Origin of the sequence: Hymenobacter nivis, assembly GCF_003149515.1 — a bacterium.
Lineage (GTDB): Bacteria > Bacteroidota > Bacteroidia > Cytophagales > Hymenobacteraceae > Hymenobacter > Hymenobacter nivis.
In genome coordinates this window covers 1701057-1723350 of the sequence record NZ_CP029145.1, presented here as the reverse complement: position 1 = coordinate 1723350, position 22294 = coordinate 1701057, and the positions used below count along the sequence as shown (strand labels likewise).

The 22294-nt window shown below is 60.6% G+C and carries 17 protein-coding genes and 1 pseudogene; 10 read left to right on the top strand and 8 right to left on the bottom strand.

Translation table 11 applies throughout. The annotated features are described in order from the left end of the window. Positions 1-430 precede the first annotated feature (430 nt). Positions 431-2209, bottom strand: coding sequence for an ABC transporter ATP-binding protein (locus DDQ68_RS07530; RefSeq protein ID WP_109655748.1), 1779 nt, complete (start codon positions 2207-2209; stop codon positions 431-433). Positions 2210-2695: 486 nt separating this feature from the next. Between DDQ68_RS07530 and DDQ68_RS07525 the strand changes: the two genes are divergently transcribed. Next, entirely contained in the window at positions 2696-4819 is a 2124-nt protein-coding gene (locus DDQ68_RS07525; protein WP_162549919.1) for a T9SS type A sorting domain-containing protein, read from the top strand. A 329-nt stretch (positions 4820-5148) separates the two neighbouring features. Here the strand turns inward: DDQ68_RS07525 and DDQ68_RS07515 are convergent, their stop codons facing one another. Together DDQ68_RS07515 and DDQ68_RS24685 are read right to left on the bottom strand one after the other, a co-directional pair. Then, the gene (locus DDQ68_RS07515) at positions 5149-5619 is read right to left on the bottom strand and encodes a hypothetical protein (protein ID WP_162549647.1); all 471 of its coding nucleotides are present in this window, start codon (positions 5617-5619) and stop codon (positions 5149-5151) included. Beyond that, on the bottom strand, positions 5556-6206 hold the full coding sequence (locus DDQ68_RS24685) for a transposase (protein ID WP_109655744.1): 651 nt from the start codon (positions 6204-6206) through the stop codon (positions 5556-5558). The genes DDQ68_RS07515 and DDQ68_RS24685 overlap by 64 nt, the downstream gene beginning before the upstream one ends. Before the next feature lie 202 nt (positions 6207-6408). On the opposite strand from DDQ68_RS24685, the pseudogene DDQ68_RS24680 reads away from it, so the two are divergent. The 5 genes and pseudogenes from DDQ68_RS24680 to DDQ68_RS07495 form a co-directional block, all read left to right on the top strand. Then, positions 6409-6492 (top strand): annotated as a pseudogene (locus tag DDQ68_RS24680) (hypothetical protein); the annotation flags it as partial. A 174-nt stretch (positions 6493-6666) separates the two neighbouring features. Continuing rightward, positions 6667-8907, top strand: a complete 2241-nt coding sequence (gene recQ / locus DDQ68_RS07505) for a DNA helicase RecQ (RefSeq protein ID WP_245897366.1) — start codon at positions 6667-6669, stop codon at positions 8905-8907. Positions 8908-8991: 84 nt separating this feature from the next. Beyond that, a complete protein-coding gene (locus tag DDQ68_RS07500) occupies positions 8992-9273 on the top strand; it encodes a DUF433 domain-containing protein (protein ID WP_109655742.1) in 282 nt (93 codons plus the stop codon). A 9-nt stretch (positions 9274-9282) separates the two neighbouring features. Beyond that, complete coding sequence (locus tag DDQ68_RS24675; RefSeq protein ID WP_369076532.1) at positions 9283-9606, top strand: DUF5615 family PIN-like protein; 324 nt, start codon at positions 9283-9285, stop codon at positions 9604-9606. A gap of 294 nt (positions 9607-9900) precedes the next feature. Further along, positions 9901-10722, top strand: a complete 822-nt coding sequence (locus DDQ68_RS07495) for a LexA family transcriptional regulator (protein WP_109655741.1) — start codon at positions 9901-9903, stop codon at positions 10720-10722. 95 nt (positions 10723-10817) lie between these two features. Here DDQ68_RS07495 and DDQ68_RS07490 read toward each other — a convergent pair whose 3' ends face one another. After that, entirely contained in the window at positions 10818-11417 is a 600-nt protein-coding gene (locus DDQ68_RS07490; protein ID WP_109655740.1) for a DUF4142 domain-containing protein, read from the bottom strand. Between the two features lie 91 nt (positions 11418-11508). Next, positions 11509-12177: a porin family protein gene (locus DDQ68_RS07485; protein ID WP_109655739.1), complete on the bottom strand. Its 669-nt coding sequence runs from the start codon at positions 12175-12177 to the stop codon at positions 11509-11511. 199 nt (positions 12178-12376) lie between these two features. Between DDQ68_RS07485 and DDQ68_RS07480 the strand changes: the two genes are divergently transcribed. Beyond that, complete coding sequence (locus tag DDQ68_RS07480; protein WP_109655738.1) at positions 12377-13099, top strand: pirin family protein; 723 nt, start codon at positions 12377-12379, stop codon at positions 13097-13099. A 14-nt stretch (positions 13100-13113) separates the two neighbouring features. Beyond that, positions 13114-13836: a GAF domain-containing protein gene (locus tag DDQ68_RS07475; RefSeq protein WP_109655737.1), complete on the top strand. Its 723-nt coding sequence runs from the start codon at positions 13114-13116 to the stop codon at positions 13834-13836. A 16-nt stretch (positions 13837-13852) separates the two neighbouring features. Here DDQ68_RS07475 and DDQ68_RS07470 read toward each other — a convergent pair whose 3' ends face one another. Continuing rightward, positions 13853-14785 carry a zinc-dependent peptidase gene (locus DDQ68_RS07470; RefSeq protein ID WP_109655736.1) on the bottom strand — a complete coding sequence of 311 codons (933 nt, stop codon included), beginning with the start codon at positions 14783-14785 and terminating at the stop codon, positions 13853-13855. Positions 14786-15574: 789 nt separating this feature from the next. On the opposite strand from DDQ68_RS07470, the gene DDQ68_RS07465 reads away from it, so the two are divergent. Further along, positions 15575-18646 (top strand): SusC/RagA family TonB-linked outer membrane protein, encoded by a 3072-nt coding sequence (locus DDQ68_RS07465; protein WP_109655735.1) that lies wholly within the window; start codon positions 15575-15577, stop codon positions 18644-18646. A gap of 114 nt (positions 18647-18760) precedes the next feature. Next, the gene (locus DDQ68_RS07460; protein WP_109655734.1) at positions 18761-20377 is read left to right on the top strand and encodes a RagB/SusD family nutrient uptake outer membrane protein; all 1617 of its coding nucleotides are present in this window, start codon (positions 18761-18763) and stop codon (positions 20375-20377) included. A 97-nt stretch (positions 20378-20474) separates the two neighbouring features. Here DDQ68_RS07460 and DDQ68_RS23435 read toward each other — a convergent pair whose 3' ends face one another. Both DDQ68_RS23435 and DDQ68_RS07450 read right to left on the bottom strand, forming a co-directional pair. Next, positions 20475-20642, bottom strand: a complete 168-nt coding sequence (locus DDQ68_RS23435; RefSeq protein WP_211320241.1) for a hypothetical protein — start codon at positions 20640-20642, stop codon at positions 20475-20477. 196 nt (positions 20643-20838) lie between these two features. Beyond that, positions 20839-22266: a phytoene desaturase family protein gene (locus tag DDQ68_RS07450; RefSeq protein WP_109655733.1), complete on the bottom strand. Its 1428-nt coding sequence runs from the start codon at positions 22264-22266 to the stop codon at positions 20839-20841. Positions 22267-22294: the final 28 nt, after the last annotated feature.

Genomic DNA, 22294 nt, shown 5'->3' with positions numbered 1-22294 from the left:
CGCTATTCTGCTTCCCGGCCGGGCTGCGGGCCTGGGGCCCACGTGTGCTCCGATTCTTTGCGCGCGGTATTATTTTCTCTTCCGGCTGCCAGTCTGGTCGCCCCGGCGCAGGCCCCGGCGCCCGGCACCGCGCACAAACGCGAAACCCTCGCCGGGGGCCCTGCGGCCGCTGCCGAAAAACCGTTCTTCAAGAGCAAGGGCTTTGTGGAAGTTTCTACTGCTGCATGTGGGCCTGAAAAACACGCTGGCACAACCAGTTGCCGCGCCTAGAGTAGTTTTCAGGTCCGTATACGGTCCAGTCCACCGGCTTTTTCAGCCGGCCGACCGGTTGACCAGCCTCCGTTTGTTCTCCCTGACGACAAGCGGTCGGCCGGCTAAAAAAGCCGACAGACCGGCAGCAACCAGGCTGTGTACGGACCTGAAAATCGCTCTAGGCCTTGGCCAGCGCGGGGGCCCGCTCGCCAATTTGCTGGCGCCACATGGCGTAGTACAGGCCTTTGCTGGCCAGCAGCTCGTCGTGGCGTCCGGCTTCGGCCACGTGGCCGCGTTCGAGCACTAAGATGCGGTCGGCGTGTAAAACGGTGCTGAGGCGGTGGGCGATGAGGATAGTGATGTGCTGGCGTGAGCCCGAGAGCTCGCGCACCGTGCGCCCGATTTCCTCCTCCGTAAGCGAGTCGAGGGCCGAAGTGGCCTCGTCGAACACGAGTAGAGTGGGGCGGCGCAATAAGGCCCGGGCGATGCTGAGGCGCTGCTTTTCGCCGCCCGATACCTTCACGCCGCCCTCGCCGAGTACCGTGTCGAGGCCCTGGGGGGCCCGGGCTAGCAGCGTATCGGCGGCCGCTTCGTGCAGGGCCCGCAGGCACTCCTCGTCGGTGGCGCGGGGGGCCACGAAGCGCAGGTTCTCGCGGATGGTGCCGGCAAAAAGCTGCGTGTCCTGCGTCACGAACCCGATTTGCTCGCGCAGGGCGTCGAGGTCCACGTCGGTGCTGGGCACGCCGTTGTAGAGGATGCGGCCGGCCAGCGGCGGGTACAGGCCCACAAGTAGCTTCACGAGCGTGGTTTTGCCCGAGCCCGAGGGCCCCACGAAGGCAATGGTTTCGCCCAGCTTTGCGCCGAAGGAAATGCCATCCAGGGCGGGCACGTCGGCGCTCAGGTGCTTGAAGCGCACGTCCTCAAAGGCTAGTGTTTCAATCTTGTTGATTTCGACCGGGTGCAGGGGCTTTACGTCGCGCGGGGTGTCGAGGATCTTCTGGAAATTAGCCAGCGACGCCTCCGACTCGCGGTAGTTGCCGATGATGGTGCCAAATTCTTGCAACGGCCCGAAGATGGAGAACGAGTAGATGAAGAACGAGAAAAACTCGCCCAGGCTGATGTGATTCTGTACCCGCAAGTACAAGAGCAATAAGATGATAACGTTGCGCAATAAATTTACGAACGTGCCCTGCACGAAGCTCAGCGAGCGTAGGTAGCGCACCTTGCGCAGCTCCAGTTTCAGGATTTTGCCGGTGATGCCGTTGAGGCGGTCGGTTTCCTGCTGAGCTAGGCCCAGGCTCTTTATCAACTCAATGTTGCGCAGGCTCTCGGTGGTGGCGCCGGCCAGCGAAGTGGTTTCGGCCACAATGGTCTTTTGAATCACCTTGATGCGCTTGCTGAGGGCAAAGCTCAGAATACCCAGCAGCGGAATGGTGAGGAAATAGCCCAGCGCAATGGGCCAGTACACGCTAATGGCGTACCACATCACGAAGATGATGCCCACAAGCGCCGTAAACAGCACGTTCACAAAGCTTTGTATCAGTTTCTCCACGTCGAGGCGTACCTTCTGAAGCTTGCCCAGCGTCTCGCCCGAGCGCTGGTCCTCAAACACCTGGTAGGGTAAATCGAGTGAGTGCCGCAAGCCATCGGAGTACATGGTCGCCCCGAGCCGTTGCGTGATAACGTTGACGTAGTAATCCTGAAAATTCTTGGCAATGCGCGACACCATGGCCACGCCCAACATCATGGCCAGCAGCGGAATGGCCTCCCGAAAAAATGGTCCGAATGGCACGCTCCGCATCCCACTCATGTCGGGGTAGCGCGCCGTGAACTGGTCCACCAGCTTACGAAAAATGTAGGGATCGAGCAGCGAGAAAACCTGGTTGACGGTGGCCAGCACCAGGGCCAGGGCCAGCAGGCCCCAGTAGCGCCGGAGGTAGCTAAAAAGTAATTGCATTCGGTAAGGCCCAGCGGCCTGCGGACGGTGAAGAGTGAGGGCCCGGGGGCCGGTTGGGAAGCCCGCGCAAGGTACAAGGCAGGCAAGGGCTACGGGGCTGTAAGCAGCCAGCCGCGCGGCTCCCATTGGGTAAGCTTCAAGTAACAGGATGGTCGGCGGGCAAGTTTAAGTAGGATTTATCAAATAAATATTTCGACTAATGCTATTAATTAGGTAGGGGACAGTATCTATCTTTAGATTAGGATATATTATTGTACCCATCAAAGCCTAGTTAATTCGTAAATATCATTTTATTATGAAATAAAATCTCAAATTAATTTCATATGGTACCTTTTTATAACTTTATTAATTTTAGCTTATCATTGCTGACGGTAGCTTTGTGCCTAGTGGGTCTACTTTTTTTGCGCTTTATCTACTTTTTGGTTCAGTAAATATCTTTAAATGCTACTTGTCATTTTTATGCAAAATTGTACTTATAGAATAACTGTGCGGTCGCTGAAAACGGCGCTGCTGCTTGCGGGCTTACTGCCGGCGCTGGCCTACGCGGAGGGTTCGAAGGACATTACACCGGGCACCGGCAACCGGGGCACGGCCACGGGCGTCAATAATTACATCGGCTATTTGCAGCACGATGACGGGGCTAACTCCGGTAACTTCCTCAAGCCTAACGCCACAGTCGCTAGCCTCGAACGCCTCTACGTACACTTGGAGCCCGGGGAAAAGCTGTACTATGGCTTGCGCCGCACCAACGCCGGCAACGCCAACAGCCGCCTGCAGCTAGAGGTGAAGTACGGCACCGGCACTTTGGGGGCCTCAACCATTCTGGAGCCGGCCACTGGCGTTAATACCAACAGCGCTACCCTGGCGGCGGCCCGGGGCGTAATTGCCACGCCCGAGCAGGCCGCCGTGGGGCCCATGTACACGGACGTGGCCGGCACGGCCTCCGCCCCCGCCGGTGGCTACAACCCATTGGTATTTGAAAATACCACCGGCGCGGCCCAGGAAGTATGGGTCGAGTTTGAGCAAGTGGATAGCGCCGGCAAAGTGGCCACAAGCAAGGCGTGGTACGACTGCTGGGACTTTACGGTGCGCGACGACGCGAATGCCACCGTGGCCCGGCGCGGCGAGAAGAAAGGGCGGCTGTATTCCTCGGCGTGGTCGTTCACAGGGGCCACCTTCAACAACCAGTTCGCCACCACCTTCGTCCTATACCCGCTCATCCCCAACCCGAACTTCGGCGGTGCCGACTTCTTCGTGAAGCAGGTGAGCTACTCGCGTATCAGTCCGTACGGCATGTTAGTAACGGCCAACGAGTTTGGTACCAGCGTAACCGGCGACTACAAGGCCAGGCGCAAGAGCCAGCCCACCAGCGGGGCTAGCTTGGGCTATGCGCAGTACAAGATGTTCGTGAACGACCCGGACAATGCCGTGTACCCATCGACGACGGCGCCCAACTCGCCCACGGTGACCACCGCCTGCTCGGGCACGGCCCCGAACCAAACCACCACTTTCACGCTGGCCATGGACCAGGCTGGGTTTGGTATCGTGTTCATCGACGGCAACAACAACCAGACCTACGAGGCAGCCGCCGACCGCGTGCTGGAGCGGCAAACCACGGCCTCGCCCACGGCCAACACCTTCGTGTGGGACGGCACTACCGATACTGGCGCGCGCATGCCAGCGGGTACCATCAACCTGGTGTTTTCCAGCGGGGTAGGGCCCGTCAACTTCCCGATGTACGATTGCGAAGCGGCTGACGCTGCGGGCATCACGGTGCGCGCGGTGCGGCCCGGCAACAACAACGGCTTCATCGATTTCTTGTTCTACGACGACACCAACCTGGACCCTAACTTCTCCAAGCCCATCCGCAACCCCATCGGCAACAACAGCGCCTCGGGGGCCCACAAGTGGGGCACCGCGGGCGTACCGACGGGGGTCCTGTCGGGTGATACCAAAACGGTGAACTCCTACGCCGTGGGCCTGTTGGCCCAGGGCCACGCCTACAACGTGGCCTACGACGGCAGCGGCTGCGTAGCTGTTGCTGCCATCGTGCTGGTGCAGCCCCTACCCGTGGAGCTGGCCCGCTTCGGGGCGGCCCTGCAAAAGAGCGGGGTGCGCGTGAGCTGGGAAACCGCTTCGGAGCGCGACTGCGCGCACTTTGCTGTGGAGCGCAGCGCCGACGGGCGCGATTTTGCCGCTGTGGGCCAGTTGCCCGGCAGCGGCACCAGCACCCAGCGGCGCGCCTACGCCTACCTCGACCCGATGCCGCTGGCCGGCCAGTCGTACTACCGCCTGCGGCAGGTGGATTACAATGGTAGCGCGCACCTGAGCCCCGTCGAAGCCGTGCTGAACACGGCCCCCGGCGCGGCCACCCTCTACCCCAACCCCGCCACCACCGAAGTAACCCTGCGCTTTGCCCAGCCCCTGGCGGGGCCCGTCGAGTTGCGGGTGCTCGACGGTACCGGCCGCGTGGTGTGGCAGGAGCGCCGCACGCTGGCCGAGCCGGCGCAGGAGCTGCGGGTGCCCACGGCCCAGCTGCCCGCCGCCGGCCTCTACCTCCTCACGGTGAGTGGCGGCGGCACCACCAGCGCTTACCGGTTCAGCAAGTAACTGGTTTTAGGAAGCGTAGCCCTTTGGGGCGGCGGGGGCTCCGCGTGGGGCCCCCGCCGCCCCAACGTTTTTTGCCGGCTGCTTGCCGGCTGGGCCAGGGCAGGCCGGCGTAGAACAATAAGTACTAACAGCACTATGGTTGCCCGCCCGCCGGGGATTTTGGTGGCGTGCATCTCCGCTGCGCCCGCTACGGCGATGACCAGCCCGGCCGCCGCCAGCCACGTGAAGCGCGGTACCAGCAGGGTCACGCTACTCAGTACTTCAGCGCCGGCCACCGTGTAGACCAGGGCCCCGGGTTGGCCCAGGTTACCTAACTCTACTTTGGCAAGTTAGGTAGGCGGTTTTACGGTGGGTTTAGGGGCGGCGTAAGCCGCGCGTTTGCGCACAGCAGCTAACAGCGCCTCATCCTCGTGCAGCAAATTTTGCAGCTTTTGGGCCAGCATCAGTTTGAGGCTGGTAAAGGATAAATAGGGAATCGTTTCATGGCCTTCGAGTTGGGCCGCCAGCATAAAATGCAGCGCCAGCATCGTTAGGGCCACGTGGTGCTGCCAGGCAGGCCAGTGGCGGGTCTGGTTCTGGTGCAGGCCGAGTTGCTGCTTAGCTTCCTGAAACACGCGCTCAATCCAGTAGCGCTGCATCTGCTGGTACAGGGCCTGAGCCCCGGCCGACGCTGGTCTGCCAGGCGGGGTATAGCATAAGCTATATTTGACCTGCGACCCATCTAACTCGCGGGAAATCAGCAGCTGCAGGGCCTGGGCCTGTTGCCGCTCCGGCTCCCAGCGCCAGACCGGTAAGCGCACCGCTTCGCGTTGCAAGGGGCCTTTGCGTCCCGTCCGATACGTGCAGCACCGCCAGGCACTGGCCGGCCCAGGCCCGGCCCAACGTCGAGCACACACGCCTGCTGGCGGTCTTCCAGCGTCTGACGCAGGGCGGGCGAGTTGCCGCAGGCCGCGTCGCCTCCCACCCAGTCGGTCCCTGCTAACCCGCTGCCAAACAAGTGCTTGACCAGTTCCGCCGCTAACGCGGGCTTGCTGCGGTAGCTCTGGACAGCGGCCGGAATGCGGGCCTGTGCACAACGGGCCGCATCCGTACTCCAGGCCGTGGGCGGGTACAGGTACCCGCCCACCAGCCCCGCGTGGATACCCCGGCAGAGCACGGCGAACACGCCCACCTGCCCGATATACTGACGGGCGACGCCCACACTCTTATGCCCCACCTTCTCCCAGCTGCACTCATCGAGCAGCAAGCCCTGTTCGCCGCCGAGCAGGGCCAGACTGGCTTGCACCCGCCGGGCTACTTCGTCCATTACGGCCGCTCCATTCCAGCTAGAGACGCTGATAAAGTGGTGCAGGGCATTATAGTTCGAATCGGGCAGGCGTTCGTCCATGCGCTCCACATTGCTTCGGCAAGCGTGAAATAAACTCTTAAAATATTGCTGACAATGAGTGAGTTGGCCATGCAGACGTGGCTGGAAAAACGGGCTGTAGCTCGCTACGTACGCCGCCGCTTTTTTTCAGTTACTGGTAAATCCATCCCCCAAAATTACGCCTGCGCTGCCACTTGCCTAACTTGCCGAAGTTGATGGGGAAATGCACCACATCGCTGAGCAAGCTGAATACGACGCGGACCGTATCTTCACGCTAACGGAATTAGGATACTGCGAACTGCGTTTTACCAACCAACAAGTCCTACACCAGCCTCCCCAGGTGCTGGCTACCATTCAAAAATACCTGCTCCCAACCACCCGCCAACGAGTCGTTAGGCTCCCCCCCTCTTTTTTGGCTTCGCGGCTGGAAGCGAACCGGGGGCCGGCTCCCTGGGGGGCTCGTGAGGTTCCCCCAAACGTTATGCCCGATACCCTGACTGCCGCCGCCGAACTCCTGCCCGCCGCCCGCCGGGCCCTGAAACGCTACTACGGCTACGACAATTTCCGGCCCATGCAGGCCGACATCATCCAGAGCGTGCTGGCGGGCCAGGATACGGTGGTGCTCATGCCCACCGGCGGGGGCAAGTCGGTGTGCTTCCAGGTGCCGGCCGTGGTCAGTGAGGGCCTGTGCGTGGTGGTGTCGCCGCTCATTGCACTAATGAAGGACCAGGTGGAGGCACTGAAAGGCAACGGCATCGCCGCGGCCTTCATCAACTCCAGCGTAGGCCAAAACGAGGCCAACGACATTGCCCGGGCGGCTGTCAGCGGGCACCTTAAGCTACTGTACGTCAGCCCCGAGAAGCTGCTGTCGGAGGGCTTCATGCAGTTTTTGACGCGGGTGAACATTAGCCTGTTTGCCATCGACGAGGCGCACTGTATTTCGAGCTGGGGCCACGATTTTCGGCCCGAGTATACTAAGCTGGGGGCCCTGCGCACGCAGTTTCCCAGCACGCCCATCGTGGCCCTGACGGCCACCGCCGACCGCCTTACCAAGCGCGACATCATCACCCAGCTCAACCTGCACGAGCCTAAGGTGTTTTTGTCGAGCTTCGACCGGCCCAACATCAACCTCATTGTGCGGCCTGGGCAGGACCGCGTGGGCTCGGTGGTGGACTACATCACCCGCCACCCGCAGGACCCCGGTATCATCTACTGCCTCTCGCGCAAAACCTGCGAAACCATTTCCCAGAAGCTCCAGCAGAAGGGCATCAAGGCGGCGCACTACCACGCCGGCCTCACGCCTAACCAGCGCAGCGCGGCCCAGGAGGCCTTTTTGCAGGACGACGTGCAGGTGATTGTGGCCACCATCGCCTTCGGCATGGGCATCGACAAGAGCAACGTGCGCTGGGTGATGCACTACAATTTGCCCAAAAATATCGAGGGCTACTACCAGGAAATCGGGCGCGCCGGGCGCGATGGGGCCCCCAGCACGGCCATCTTGTTCTACAGCTTTGCCGACGTGATGCAGATGCGCGAGATGGTGACCCGGGACGTGCCCGCGCGCCAGGCCCAGCTCAACACGGCCAAGCTCGAGCGCATGCAGCAGTTTGCCGAAGCCGCCAGCTGCCGCCGCAAAATCCTGCTCCACTACTTCTCCGAAACGCTGGCGCACGACTGCGGTAACTGCGACATCTGCCGCAACCCGCCCACCACTTTCGACGGTACGCTGCTGGCCCAGAAGGCGCTGTCGGCGGTGGCGCGGGCCCGCGAGCGGCTCAGCGTCACGCTGCTCATCGATGTGCTACGTGGTATGCGCAACCAAGCGGTCATCGCCGGGGGCTACGACCAGATCAAAACCTACGGCGCGGGCGCCGATTTGCCCTACCTCGATTGGTACAGCTACGTGCACCAGATGCTGAACGACGGCCTGTTCTACATCGCCTACGAGGAAGGCTACGCGCTGAAAATTACGCCCCGCGGCTACGAAGTACTCAAGGGCGAGCTGCCACTGCCGCTCAAGAAGTTCCAGCCCGCCGAGAAGGCCGAGAAGCCCACCCGCGCCAGCCGCAAAGCCGCCACCGAAGCCGCCGCTACCGGCTCGCCCGAGGCGCGGCTGTTCGAGCACCTACGCCAGCTCCGCAAGCAGCTGGCCGATGAGCAGGGCGTGCCGCCCTACGTGGTGTTCAGCGACGCCACTTTGCAGGAAATGGCCCAGGAGCAGCCCACCAGCCGCATGGCCATGCTGGCCGTGTCGGGCGTGGGCATGAAGAAATTTGAGACCTACGGCGAGGTGTTTATCCAAGCCATTGTGCAGCACGGGCCCCCGCGCAACGTGCCCGCTGGCGACGACGAGCTAGCTTTTGGGGGCCCCACGGCGCGTCCTAAAGCGGACAAGCCCACCAAAGCGCCCGCTGATCCTGCCGCCGTCAACGACTCGGAGGATGCTACCTTCCAGCTGCACCGCCAGGGCCTCAGTCCTTTGCAAATTGCCGAGCAGCGCGGCCTGGCCGAAAGCACCGTTAAGGTCCACCTGGAGCGCGCCTACACCAAGGGCCTGGCCCTGCGCCTGGAGGAGTTCGTGACCGATACCCAACTGGCCGAAATTGCCGCCGCCCGCACCCAGCTCGGCGGGGCCCCCGCGCTACGCGACTTGTTCGACCACCTGCGCGAGAAGTATGACTACTTCCAGCTGCGCCTGGCGGGCATCCGGCTGCGGAAGTAGGGGGGGTAATTGGGCTTGCTAAAGCGTTGGTTGCATTAATGTTGCATATCATATATTACGAGGATAGGCGCAACGCCCAAATGCATGGGCTTCGAGGGATACACCAGGAATTTTCTGCTCATTTATAATACGCAACCTGTGCTCTCCACCCGCATTACTGCCAGCCATGAAGTCATGCTGGGCAAACCCGTCGTGCGCAGTACACGGCTAATGGTGGAATTGCTGCTGCGTAAAATGTCGGAAGGGGCCACCGTCGCCGATTTGCTTCAGATGTATCCGCAGCTGGAAGAAGCTGATGTTCACGCGGCGCTGGCGTATGCGGCGGCCTTGCTTTCGCAAGAAGAGATTATCGGGCTGGCCGCATGATTATGGCCAATGAGAACGTTAATCATAGCTCGATTGCTGCGTTGTGTACGGCTGGTTACGCGGTGTAATTCCGTCTATGAATCACACTGCAGTCTCAGCGACGAAGCAATCATTGCGCTTTCTCGTAATCCGCCGCGCCTCATTCTGACGGAAGACAAGGATTTTGGCGAATGGGTGTTTGCCCACGGCGTCCGCGATACCAGCGTAATCTCTCTGTGGTATCATTTTAAGGAAACTGCCGAGCTGCTTGAACTGCTACGCACCCGGCTGCCGGACTTGTCTGGAGCATTTACCACGGTTGGAGTACGGAAGGCCCGTATCCGTCGGCTCTGAAGTTTCGGCGGAGTCGGTGCGATTTTCGCGCTGCGCAGAGGTTCGCCCTCACTAGCTAAAACCAATTGATTTGGATGCCATTCTACTGTCAGGGCCCCGGAGCGCAAGTAACTGAAAGCCCGAACCAGGCTGATTTACTGCGGCCCAGCTTGGTGGTGGAGTAGCCGGGCAAAAAAATACTTGGCCCCCTATAAAAATGTTCGCTAACGGAATTAGTAACTTTGCGGGCGCGTTGCTAACTTCACCAGCCCGAACGCCCCGTTCCGCGTCTCCTCCCGGCTGCACCCTTTCCCGATGATAAACACGAACTTAAAATTCTGGCGGCGCGAGCTGGCCCTCACCCAGGCCCAAATTGCGGAGAAGCTGGGCATCAAACGCTCCTTGGTGGGTGCCTACGAGGAAGGCCGCGCTGAGCCGCGCATGGCCACGCTCGTGAACATGGCCCGCCTGTTCGGTATTTCGCTTGACCAGTTGGTAACCACCGACTTTAGCAAGCGCAAAAATGCCAAAGCCGCCGCCACCATGCGCCAGCTGGAGCCCACCCCGGCCGGCAGCGACGACGACGACCCCGAGCCGCCGGCCGGCGGCCAGCTCCGCATCCTGGCCCTGACCGTGGACAAGGACCAGAACGAAAACATCGAGCTGGTGCCCCACAAAGCCGCCGCCGGCTACCTCAACGGCTACGCCGACCCCGAGTACTTGGGCGAGCTGCCGCGGTTTCGGTTGCCTATGCTGCCGGCCACGGGCAGCTACCGCGCCTTCGAGATTTCGGGCGATTCGATGCTGCCTCTGGTGAGCGGTACCGTAGTGGTGGGCCGCTACGTGGAGGAAATGGCCAACCTGAAGGACGGCACGCCTTGCGTGATAGTGAGCCCGCGCGACGGCATCGTGTTTAAGCGCGTGTTCCGCAAGGCGCGGCCCGCCGGGGCCCTGGCCCTGCACTCCGACAACCCCCGCTACCAACCCTACGACCTGCCCGGGGCCGAAGCCCTCGAAATCTGGGAAGCCAAGTGCTACATCAGCAGCCACTTCCCGGCCGCCGAACTCTCGCTCGAACGCCTGGCCAGCGTGGTAGCCGACCTACAACAGCAAGTAACCGAGCTGCGCAACGCGTAGGGTCCCGCCCCGGCCGCTGGCCCGCTACCAAAAAAAGCCCCGATACTGCCGGGGCTTTTTAGGTTTCTGTGCGGTTTTGAGGGAAGCAACTTTGCCTACTTCCGGTCGTTGGCGCGCTTGAACAGTTCGGCAATGTGGGCGGCGTGCTCGCGCAGCTTGGGCAAAGTTTCGGCGGCGTAGGTGCGCAGCTCCGGCGTAGCTACCTTCTCGGCTGCCTCCACGCATCGCTTGATGGCGCGCTCGTGCAGCTCGCCCAGGTCGCGGAGGTATTTTTTATCGAACCCCAGGTACTTGCGGTCGTCCACGTCATCGTAGGTTTTTCGGTTGTCGTGGCTCATCATCCTGGGCAGCATCAGGCCCGTGCGGTCGGCCACGGCTTGCAGCTGGCTCTGCAGCTCGGTGTAGTCGGCGTCAGTTTTCTTGCCAAAATCTTTTATTTCCAGGGCGGTGGCCTTTTGCGCGGCTAGGGCGCTCAGGGCCGAAGCCAGCAGGTTGTCGCTGGTGGCGGCCGTGGCAAATTCTGCGTCGTACTTGAGCTGCGCTTTGGTGAGGGACGGGTTGACGGCGCCCGCCTTAATGCGCTTTTTGTTGAGCTTGTTGGCTTCCTTAACCGGCTTGTCTTGGGCTAGGGCGGGGGCCCCGGCGGCGGTGCTGAGCAGGGCCGCCAAGGCGAGTAGCTGCAAACGGTGGTGCATGGCGTGGGGGAGGGGAAAAGGAGATAAAAAAAGCAACGCCCCGGGCCCCTGCACGAGGGCCCCGGGGCGTTGCGGCGGTGGGCTGGCGGAATTATTTGCTGCTCAGCAGGTAACCAATCGAGGCCTGGAACACCGAGTTGCGGGCGTTGCGCAGGTCCTGGTTCGAGCCGTTGTAGCCATCCTTGGCGAAATCAGTGAACGAGCCGTTGTAGCGCACGTCGATCAGGAAGCCGTTGGACGCCTCGTAGCCCAAGCCCGCCGCGTAGCCGATTTCGTTGCGGCGCACATTGTCGAGGTTTTGGTTGGCGGCCGAACTAGACACGTTGCTGCCGTTGACGGTGTAGCTGGCGTTGTCGCGCACGTTCAGCAAGTAGCTGTACTGCGGGCCGGCCTCGAAAAACAGGCCCGCGGCGCGGACTTTCAGCAGCACCGGCACGTCGATGTAATTATAAGTGCTGTTGCCGCTGAACCGGTTGGTATTGCCCAGCACGGTAAACGTATTATCGGCGTACTTAAACCCTTTCTGCGAGAACAATACTTCGGGCTGCAACGATAGCACCTTGTCAATCAGGCCCACGTTCAGCATTACGCCGCCCACGAAGCCGAACTTATTTTTGTAGATGTCCTGGTTGTTCAGGTTGCCCGTTAGGTTAGACAGGTTGGCGCCGGCTTTCACACCGAAACGAATGCCTTGGGCTTGGGCCGACGAAGCAAGGCCGAGGCCAGCGACTGCTGCCAGCGCGAATGCTAACTTTTTCATAAAAGAGGGTTGGGAAGGAAATAAGGGAATAGACCGGGAATAGCGCCCGGGCCACCTATACGGAAGTGACGGCGCGGCGGTCAATGTGTTTTGTTGTTTTAACGCGCAGTAGGCTTATTCTGAGCCGAACGGCGGGCTTACTAACTTCGCGCCCAGCCGCCGCGTATGTGGCTCACCCGCTCATTCTACTTTGCCCGCCATGCTCCAACACCTGCCCGCCGCCGACCGCCACCACGCCGCCCCGGCCCCGTGGCTGAGCAGCTACTTTCTGTTTTCGTTTGCCGACTACCACGACCGCCACAACGTGCACTTTGGGCCCCTGCGGGTGTTCAACGACGACTACCTGGCCCCGCAAAACGGCTTCCCGCAGCACCCGCACGCGGAAATGGAAATCGTGACGCTGGTGCTCGATGGCGAGGTGACGCACGAAGACACGCTGGGCAACCGCACCACCATCACAGCCGGCGAGGTGCAGCGCATGACCGCCGGCACCGGCGTGGCCCACTCCGAAATGAACCGCCAGGAAAAGCCCCTGCACTTGTACCAGCTGTGGTTTTTGCCGACGCAGCGCGGCCTGGCCCCCAGCTATGAGCAAAAAGAATTGGACTTTCTCAGCCGCCATAACAACGAATTGGTGCCGCTCGTGACCGGCCAAAAAGTGCTCGAAGACGTGGTGTACATGAACTCCAACAGCACCGTGTACTGGGCCAACCTGGGCGCGGGCAAGGAAATTGAGTTCAGAACCTTCCCCATCCGCCTGGTTTTCATTTACGTGAAAGAAGGCAGCGTGGTGGTGAACGGCGTAGCCCTGGGCCCCAACGACCAAGCCCGCATCGGCGATGAAAACACGGTGCGCATGATAGCCGAAAAAGATGCCCAATTTATCCTGATTGACCTGCCCGCCAGCGAGGCCAATTACTAGCTGCTGACAAACTAATGACTAACGCTTACCCCGATTCGCTGATTCCTGGCCACGACGCCGCGCGCCTGCGCACGCTGCACCAGTTCCAAATTGTGAACACGACCCCTGAGCCTGTATTTGACCACTACGCGGCTTGGGCTGCGCAGCTATTCAGCGCGCCCATCGCCCTGATTTCGCTGGTTGACGCTGACTTTGTGTGGTTTAAGGCCCTTTCTGGGGCTACGGGTATTCCGGGCCTGGTGCGCAACGAGAGCATGTGCTCGGCCGCCATTTTGCAGGATGCCGCCGTGGTGATGTCCGATTATAAGTCCGAGAGCTGCGGCCTCATCCGGCCCGATGTGGCCCAGGCCTTGGGCCTGAGCTTCTACGCTGGCGCCGCCCTCGAAGCCGCCGACGGCAACCGCTTGGGCATGCTGGCCATCATCGACAAGAAAGCCCGCCACTTTTCGGCCGCCGAGCAAGCCGTGCTGGCTCGCCTGGCCGGCCTGGTGAGCCTGACTATTGCGCTGCGCTACCGCTACCTCGCCGCTGGCGAACTGGGCGAGTGGGACGACGCCCAGCGCGACCTCGCCCACGCCCTCGACGACAACGCCGCCTTGGCCCGCTACCTTACCGCGCGCAACCAGCGAATCGATTTCGATGACGAGGCCGTGGTGCAGCCCGTGTTGCGCCGGCTCGAAGGCGTGGCCCAGGTGCTGGCGCGCCGCTTGGCTTACACCGCGCCTACGGCGGCGTAGGAAGGGGCCCGGGGCGCTACGCCGCGGCGGGGCCGTGACAATTCTTGTACGGCTTCCCGCTGCCGCAGGGGCACGGTGAGTTGCGGCTAAACTTGCCGGGGCCCCGCAGCTGGTGCAGCCACCGGCGTGGGCCGGCGCTGGGGCCCTGGTGGGCGCCGGGGCGTTGGTGAAAAAGCTCGGTGAGTAGAGCGTACAGCTCGGGGTGATGGGCCTGCAATTGGTCGGGCTTCTCGAAAAAGTACTCCGTGACGACGGCGAAGAACTCGGCTTCGTTAGTGCCTGCGTACGGGTTGATTTCCGATTTACCGGCCCGTAAGGCTTCCATTTCGCGGTGTACCACGGCGGCCCAGGGCCCCAGCAGGCGGGCGGGCAGCGCCACCTGGGGCACGCCGTCAATCACGCCGTCGGCCTCGTCGAGCAGGTGCGCAAACTCATGGATGCCCACGTTCTGGCGGTCCTGCGGGTTAGCAAAGCCCTGAAGCAAAGAGGCTTTTGATAAGCGCATATAGTGCTGGTTTTGGAAGCGCTGCACCGAGCCCAGCAGCGTGCCTTGCAGCGGCTGCACCTCTTGGGTGGAGTCGGGGCCTAGCACCCAGGCGTCGGGCACCACTAGCACTTCTCCTAAGTGGGCGTACGTCCACTCCGGAAACCCAAATGTGGGGATAACGGCCGCCGCTGCCACCAGCAGGCGCGTTAGCTCGTCCACCTCGGTTTGCACCCCGGTAATGTGCGTATCAGCCAAAAACAGCTGCACGCGTTGCTCAAACCGGGACTTTTCGGCGTCGCCCAGGGCCTGGTAAAAGGCCACGTTTTCGGCCAGCAGGACCCCCCACGCGGCCGGAAAGCCCACGGCCAACGCGGCGGCACGGCGGCGGCCGTCGGCCGTGGCGTAGCGGTAGAACCCAAAGACCACAGCGGCCAGCACGGCCAAGCTCAAAAAGTACGACATGTAGTACTCAACGCAGCCGGGCGGGTTGGGTTACCCAGGGCCCCCAGCTTCACAATCGTTTGGCACTTAGCTGCATTCAGTTGCACTCTATTTCCAATGGCGTAATTCTCAAAATTAGTGTATAAATTTCATTACTTAAATTGGGAATTTCATTACTTAAATTGGGATCTAATGCTTGCCACACACGAGTTAAATTGCCGCGCACATGGACAAAAAGACAAGTGGTTTTGCATGCTGAAGCATTAAAAACCAAATCGATAAGTACCCGTTGGTAAATAGCTTATGTTAAAACAGACGGCCATGCCAAGCTTGTCGAAGCATATATGATGCGTAACTATTTATAAATGTTGTAGTTAACTTCGAACAAGAGCTACTTCGACTGCGCTCAGCCTGACGTTTTTTACATCAAACTAATTAGCAACGGGTACTTAGCTTTCCGAAATTCCGTAAGAGAACCCCAGGCTTAGAAACGTCAGATGCTATCGTAAGTACTAGAAGATCAGTAACAACTGGTTGGCAACGCTGAATTCTGCATTAATTCCCCGTTTCGAGAGCGGGTTTTCTTGCAAATAGTGGGTGATGTGGCTCAGTACTTTTTCTAGCACTTGTTCCAACTGAATCAATTCGACCCCAAAAAGCCGTTTGCAAACGTGCGGATTAGCCCGGAGTAATTTATATTTATCATCTATAGCCAAAGTTTTGTATTTATTTGCACTTTTTGTATTATAAATATATACAAGAAGGAGGCCTACTTTTGTTGTTATCATTTCATTAATTCAAGTTCAGCTTATGAAATCCGTTTTACTTGCGGCGTTCGTGGTGTTTGCGCTGTTGCTGCGGCCTTTTGGCGCAGCGGCGCAAACGATCCCGATCCAAGGAACAATTAAAGACAGCAAGGGCGAGGCCCTGCCTGGCGTAACGGTCATTGTGAAAGGCACCACCACCGGTGCCAGCACTGGCGCAGACGGCCGCTTCACGCTGCAGGCGCCTGCCAACAGCGTGCTGGTCATCAGCTCGGTTGGGTTCACGCGCCAGGAAGTGCCCGTGGCGGGTACCAATGGCAACGTAAACGTGACGCTGGCCGACAACGCGCAGTCCCTGAACGACGTCGTAGTTATCGGCTACGGTACGGCCCGCAAGAGCGACCTTACCGGCTCGGTAGCCTCAGTAACGGGCAAGCAGCTGACGCAGGTAGCCACTTCCGACCCGGTGCAGGCCCTGCAAGGGCGGGTAGCCGGTGTTGACGTAACTTCCAACAGCGGCCAGCCGGGCTCGGGCACCCGCATCCGGGTGCGGGGGGTAGGCACCATCAACAACAGCGACCCGCTGTATGTGGTGGACGGCTTCCTGACCACCGATATCAGCTTTCTACTACCCGAGAACATCGAGTCCACCGAGATTCTGAAGGATGCCTCGGCCACGGCCATCTACGGCTCGCGCGGGGCCAACGGGGTAGTGGTTATCACCACCAAGCACGGCAAAGTGGGCAAGCCACAGTTTAACGTGAGCAGCTACGTGGGCTTTCAGCAAATTCGCAAAAAGCTGGACCTGACTAATGCCGCTCAGTATTCGACCCTGGTAAACGAAGCCTACGTCAACGCGGGCAAGGCGCTTCCCGCTGACCTGGCCGCCCAGGTGCCCAACGCCATTGCCACAAACGCACAGGGTACCAACTGGCAGGACCTAGTGAGCCAGCGCGGCCTCATTGAGAGCTACAACCTGTCGGTAGCTGGTGGCAACGAACAGAACCGCTACTTGGTGAGTGGGGCTTACTTCCAGCAGGACGGTATCGTGAAGAGTTCGGGACTCAAAAAGTACATCGTTCGCCTCAACGACGACCTGGTTCTGACCGACCACATAAAGGCTGGGCTGTCGGCCACCTTCACCCACTCGCAGTTGCTGGCCAACAGCGGCGGCGGTAACTCGCTCTTCAAATCCTCCATCACGGCCAGCCCCCTCTCTAACCCCTACAACGCCGACGGGACCTTTGCCTACGACCAGATTACGAGCTTTACGCCCAACCTGGCGCGCGTTATCCAAGAGCAGCAGTACAATAAGACGAACACCAACGACTTGTTTACCAATGCGTATGTTGACGTGAAAATCATCAAAGGGCTGTCGTTCCGCTCCAACTTCGGTGTCCGCTACACCAACGGTAATCCGCGGGTTTACCTGCCCAAATACTACCTGGGCGCCAATGACCAGCGCTCCCTCAGCTCGCTCCAAGACACGCGGACCGAGACGGTGGGCTACGTGTGGTCGAACTTCCTGAATTACAACAAGGACTTGGGCGATAACAGCTCATTCTCGGCCACGCTGGGCCAGGAGGCGCAGCAGACTACCTTTAACGGCACGCAGATTACGGCCTTCGACGTGCCGATCGATCCCAACCTTCAGTACATCACGTCGGCCCGTAGCCCGGTGCCTACCATCGGGCAGCTACTGCCTACCGATAACTCATTGCTGTCGTATTTTGCCAGGGCCAACTATGCGTATAAGGACCGCTACCTGCTGACCGGGACCGTGCGCCTGGACCAAACCTCCAAGTTTTTGCCGGCCGTGCGCCGGGGCGTGTTCCCATCGGTAGGGGCCGCGTGGCGCGTCTCGAACGAGAAGTTCTTAAAGAGCGTGAGTGCCATCTCGCTGCTCAAGCTCCGGGCCAGCTACGGGGGGGTAGGCAACCAGAACGCCGCTCCTAGCTACGGCTTCGCGTCGGTAGCGATAAACCAGCAGAACTACGTGTTTAATAACACGCTGGCCCCCGGCATCGCCGTGGCGCAGCTTAATAACCCCGGTCTGAAGTGGGAAACGGCTATTACCAGCGACATTGGCCTAGACCTAGACCTGCTCGATAGCAAGCTCTCGTTTACGGCTGACTACTTCGAGCGGCGCACCAAAGACATGATTGCCTTGCTGCCAGTGCCCGATTATGTGGGCCAGGGCCCAGCCTCGGCCAACGTGGCCTCGCTGCGCAACCGCGGCTTAGAGCTGGCCCTGACTTATCGCGACGCGATAGGCAAGCTTGGCTACACGGCCAACGTCAATTTCACGGCCATTAATAACCGCATCACCAGCCTGGGTGGGGCCAGCCCCATCGCCAGCGGCAACGTGCTCGCGCAATTTGGCAACACCACGCTCACCGACGTGGGCCGCGAGGTGGCCTACTTCTACGGCTTGCAGGCCCAAGGCGTATTCCATAACCAAGGCGAAATCGACTCTTATAAGAACGCCGCCGGTACGCTCATCCAGCCCAATGCTAAGCCGGGCGACGTGAAGTATCAGGATGTCAACAACGATGGTAAGATTGACCCCACCGACCGTACGTACCTGGGTAGTGCTACCCCTAGCTTCAGTTACGGCGCATCGCTGAACCTGACGTACAGCGGTTTCGATTTCCAGATTTTACTCTATGGCGTGCAAGGGGCAAAGGCCATCAACGCCCCGGCCTTCGACCTCTCGAAATCTTCCAACTTCGCCGGTACCTGGTCGAACTTCTACGCCTCGCGCCTTGACCGCTGGACGCCCACTAACACCGGCTCGGACCAGCCCCGCATGACGGCCGACGACAAGAACGGCAACGACCAGTTCAGCAGCCGCTATGTAGAGAACGCCAGCTACCTGCGCGCCCGCAACATGCAGCTGGGCTACACCCTGCCCGCTGCCCTCCTTTCCAAGTACCAGGTAGGTGGCCTGCGGGTATACGTATCGGTAGATAATCTATTCACCATCACCAAGTACACGGGCCTCGACCCGGAAATTTCATCTTCCGGCTACTACAACAACCCGCTGGCTTACGGTGTGGACTTCGGCAACTATCCGCAGCCACGCACTTACCGCCTAGGTGTCAATGTGAATTTTTAATTCTCTGTTTCTGGTTTCTGATTCCTGGCTCTAAATTATTCGCTTTAGTAAGCAACTGAGAGTCAAGAATTAGAAATCAGGAACTAAGAACAATCAACAATCAGCTATCAACCCATGAAACTTACCTACCCCGCACGCCTGCTAGCCCTGACCGCTCTGGTCGTGCTATCCCAGGGTTGCAAGAATTTTCTGGACAAGCAGCCCCTGGGCGCCACTACTCAGGCCAGCCTTTTCTCGGACCCCGTGAACGCGGTGCAGGCCGTGAACGCCATTTACGACGCGGCCTCGTGGGACGAGGGCCCCAAGTGGGGCTACGGCGACTACGTCGGCCACGTGTACGAGTGGATGTTTGGCGATATCCTGAGCGACGATGCTCAAAAGGGTAGTACGCCCAGTGACTTTAAGCTCCTTTCGGACATGAAAAACTGGAATACTACTGCCTCCAACACTATTGTTCCCACGCTCTGGTCGCACAGCTATACGGGTATTGGCCGCGCCAACACAGTGATTAATAACGTGGATGGCGGCTCCATTGATGCGGTGCTCAAGGGCCGGCTCAAGGGTGAGGCGCTTTTCTTCCGGGCCTATAACTACTTCTACCTGGTGCGGGTGTTCGGGGGTGTGCCGCTATTTGAGCGGGCCGTGCTGCCGACCGATGCTGCTAACGTTAAGCGCTCCAGCATTGCCGACACCTATGCCTTTATCGAGAAGGACTTGAAGGCCGCCGCCGCCCTGCTGCCCGAAAAGAATGCTTACGCTACCGCCGATGTGGGCCGCGTGACCAAAGGCGCCGCCAACGCTTACCTCGCCCGCGTCATCATGTATGAACTGGGTACTGTGAATGCTGCTAACCATACTTGGCAGGACGTGTACGACCTAACGAGCACCGTTATCTCGTCGAGCCAATACAGCCTGGAACCGAACTACGCGGCCATTCATCAAGAAGTAGCCGAGAACGGCCCAGAGTCCGTTTTTGAGATTCAGTTTGCCGTTTCGAACGAGGGCTATGGGCCGATAAAGACGGGCACGACCAACAACGTGTTCCAGAACAACCGCAAGACTTTCGGCTATGGTTTCAACAACCCGACCCAGAACCTCTTCGACGAGTTTGAGCCCAACGACCCGCGCCGGCTCGTAACCTTCATCAAGGACCAGGACGTTGCGCTGGGTATCCTGAATAAAGTTGACCTGTCCGAAAACGACACGGGGTATCTAAGCCGCAAAGTCGCCATTATTGCCCCGCCCCAAAACAAGGCCAGCGGCCAGAATATCCGGAAGATGCGCTACGCCGACGTGCTGCTAATGAAGGCCGAGGCTGCCGCCCAGCTTAACAAAAGCGGCGAAGCCATTGTCCTCGTGAACCAAGTGCGCGACCGGGCCCGTGCTTCTACAAAGCCGCCGGGCACCGTCCTGGGCTCCGCGAGCTATGACCCGGCCAACACGCCAGCCGGCACCCTACCCCCCCTCAGCGCCGGCCTCTCGGGCCAGGCCCTGCTCACCGCCATCTGGCACGAGCGCCGTGTGGAGCTGGCGGAAGAAACCCTGCGCTACTGGGACTTGGTGCGCACCGGCCGCTACTTGGCCACACTGCCCACCGACCCGACCAACAACGTGCGGGCCCGCTGCCTCACCCACGTTACCACCGAAACCAGCGTGAATCCCTTCCCGCTGCTACCCATCGAGCTTAACGATGTTCAAACCTGGGGCCTGACCCAGAATCCAGGGTATTAACCGATAAGCTGTTAGCTTTATTTTTGACGAAGCAAAAAAGGCGGCCCGCTACTCATCCGAGTAGCGGGCCGCCTTTTTTGCTGGTTACCAGCTAGCGCTATGCTTGGGGGCCCGGCCAGTATTCCGCTAGTTTGCCGCGCAGCAGCGCCACCAGGGCAGCGTCCTGAAACTGGTAGCTGTCGGGAATGCGCAGGTTGATGAGGCGCTTGCCGGCCAGGGCCCCAGGGAACTTCTCGCGCAGGCAGTCGGCGTAGCACTTTTCCATCACGAATACCATATCGGCCCAGCCCAGTTGGCCGGCTGTAACGCGTACCCGGGGCCCCCGGGTGGGCGTCGAAGAGCTGCTCGGCGGTGAGGCCGCGCCAGCGGTTCTGGCTGCAAATGAACAGGAGCTTATCGATGAGAAGGACGCTAATGCGGACAAAGAGTAGGGCCCCGGGCCGTTAAAATTGCGCCAGTCATCAAGCCCGCAGCCGTTTCAGTACGCTTTGGGCGGCGTGGTAGCCGCACATGCCGTGCACGCCCCCGCCCGGCGGCGTGGACGCGGAGCAGATGAAAAGGGCTGGGTTGGGTGTGCTGTACGGGTCGAACCGCGCCACGGGCCGGGTGAACAGCTGCGGCAGGTTCACGGCGCCGCCCGTGATGGCCCCGCCCACGTAGTTGGGGTTGTAGGCCTGGATGGCGTGCGTGTTCATGGTGCGCCGGGCCAGCACAAGGTCGCGGAAGCCCGGGGCGAAGCGCTCAATTTGCTGGTCGATGCGCGCGCTCATGTCCTGCGTCGAGCCCGCGGGCACGTGGCAGTAGGCCCAGCCGGTGTGCTGGCCCGCCGGGGCCCGGGTGGCGTCGAACAGGCTCTGCTGGCAGAGTAGCACGTAGGGGCTTTCGGCGTGGTGGCCCTGCCAGGCATCTTTTTCGCTGCGGGCAATTTCGCCGATGGGTCCCCCTAGATGCACTGTGGAGGCGCGTAAGCAGCGCGGATCCTGCCACGGAATGGGCCCGCTCAGAGCGTAGTCTACTTTAAAAATACCTGGTCCGTACCGGAAGCTTTCCAGCCGCCGCCGGTAGGCCGCCGGCAGGTGGTGCCGGGCAATGCGGGCCAGCTGGTGCGGGTCGGTGTCGAACAAATACGTGCGGGCCGGGGGTAAGTCCTCAAACTGCAGGATGGGTTTGGAGAGCTGAATTTCGCCGCCCAGGCTTTGGAAATAAGCCGCCAGGGCATCGCTGAGGCTCTGCGCGCCGCCCCGGGGAAACGCCCAGTTCTCGGCGTGCCCCGTTACCAAAAACAGCAGGCCGATGGCGGCGGTAAACAGCTTATCGAACGGTAGTACGCTGTGGGCCGCGCACCCCGCAAACAGGGCCCGCGCCCGGGCGCCCCGGAAGAAATGCTCGGCAAAGAAGTTGGCTGGCAGTAGGGCTTTCAGGCCGAAACGGGCCAGCAGCAGCGGGCTGTGCGGCACGCCCAGTGGCTTCAGTACGTCGCGCAGTAGTTCGTCGGTGCGCCCCACGAAGGGGCTGACCAGGGCCCGGTAAGCGTCCGCGTCGATGCCCAGGTTCTGGGCCGTCTCCGCAACGGATCTGGACAGGAGAACTGCTTCCTGCCCGTCCAGTGGGTGCGCCACCGAGGCGGGCGGCACCACCCATTCCAGGCCAAATTTCGCCAAAGGCAACGTTTGCAAGTAAGGCGACAAGTAGCCCAGCGGGTGTACCGCCGAGCCCAGGTCGTGCCGGAAGCCGGGCAGGGTGACCTCCTGGGTGCGGGTGCCAGCGCTCAGCGTATCGGCCCCTTCCACGATGAGCACGCGCAGGCCGCGGGCGGCCAGCACGGTGCCCGCGCTCAGCCCGTTGGGCCCCGAGCCAATAATTACCGCGTCCCAGGGTTTGCTGCTCATGCGGCGTCTTCTAATAAGGGTTGATTGT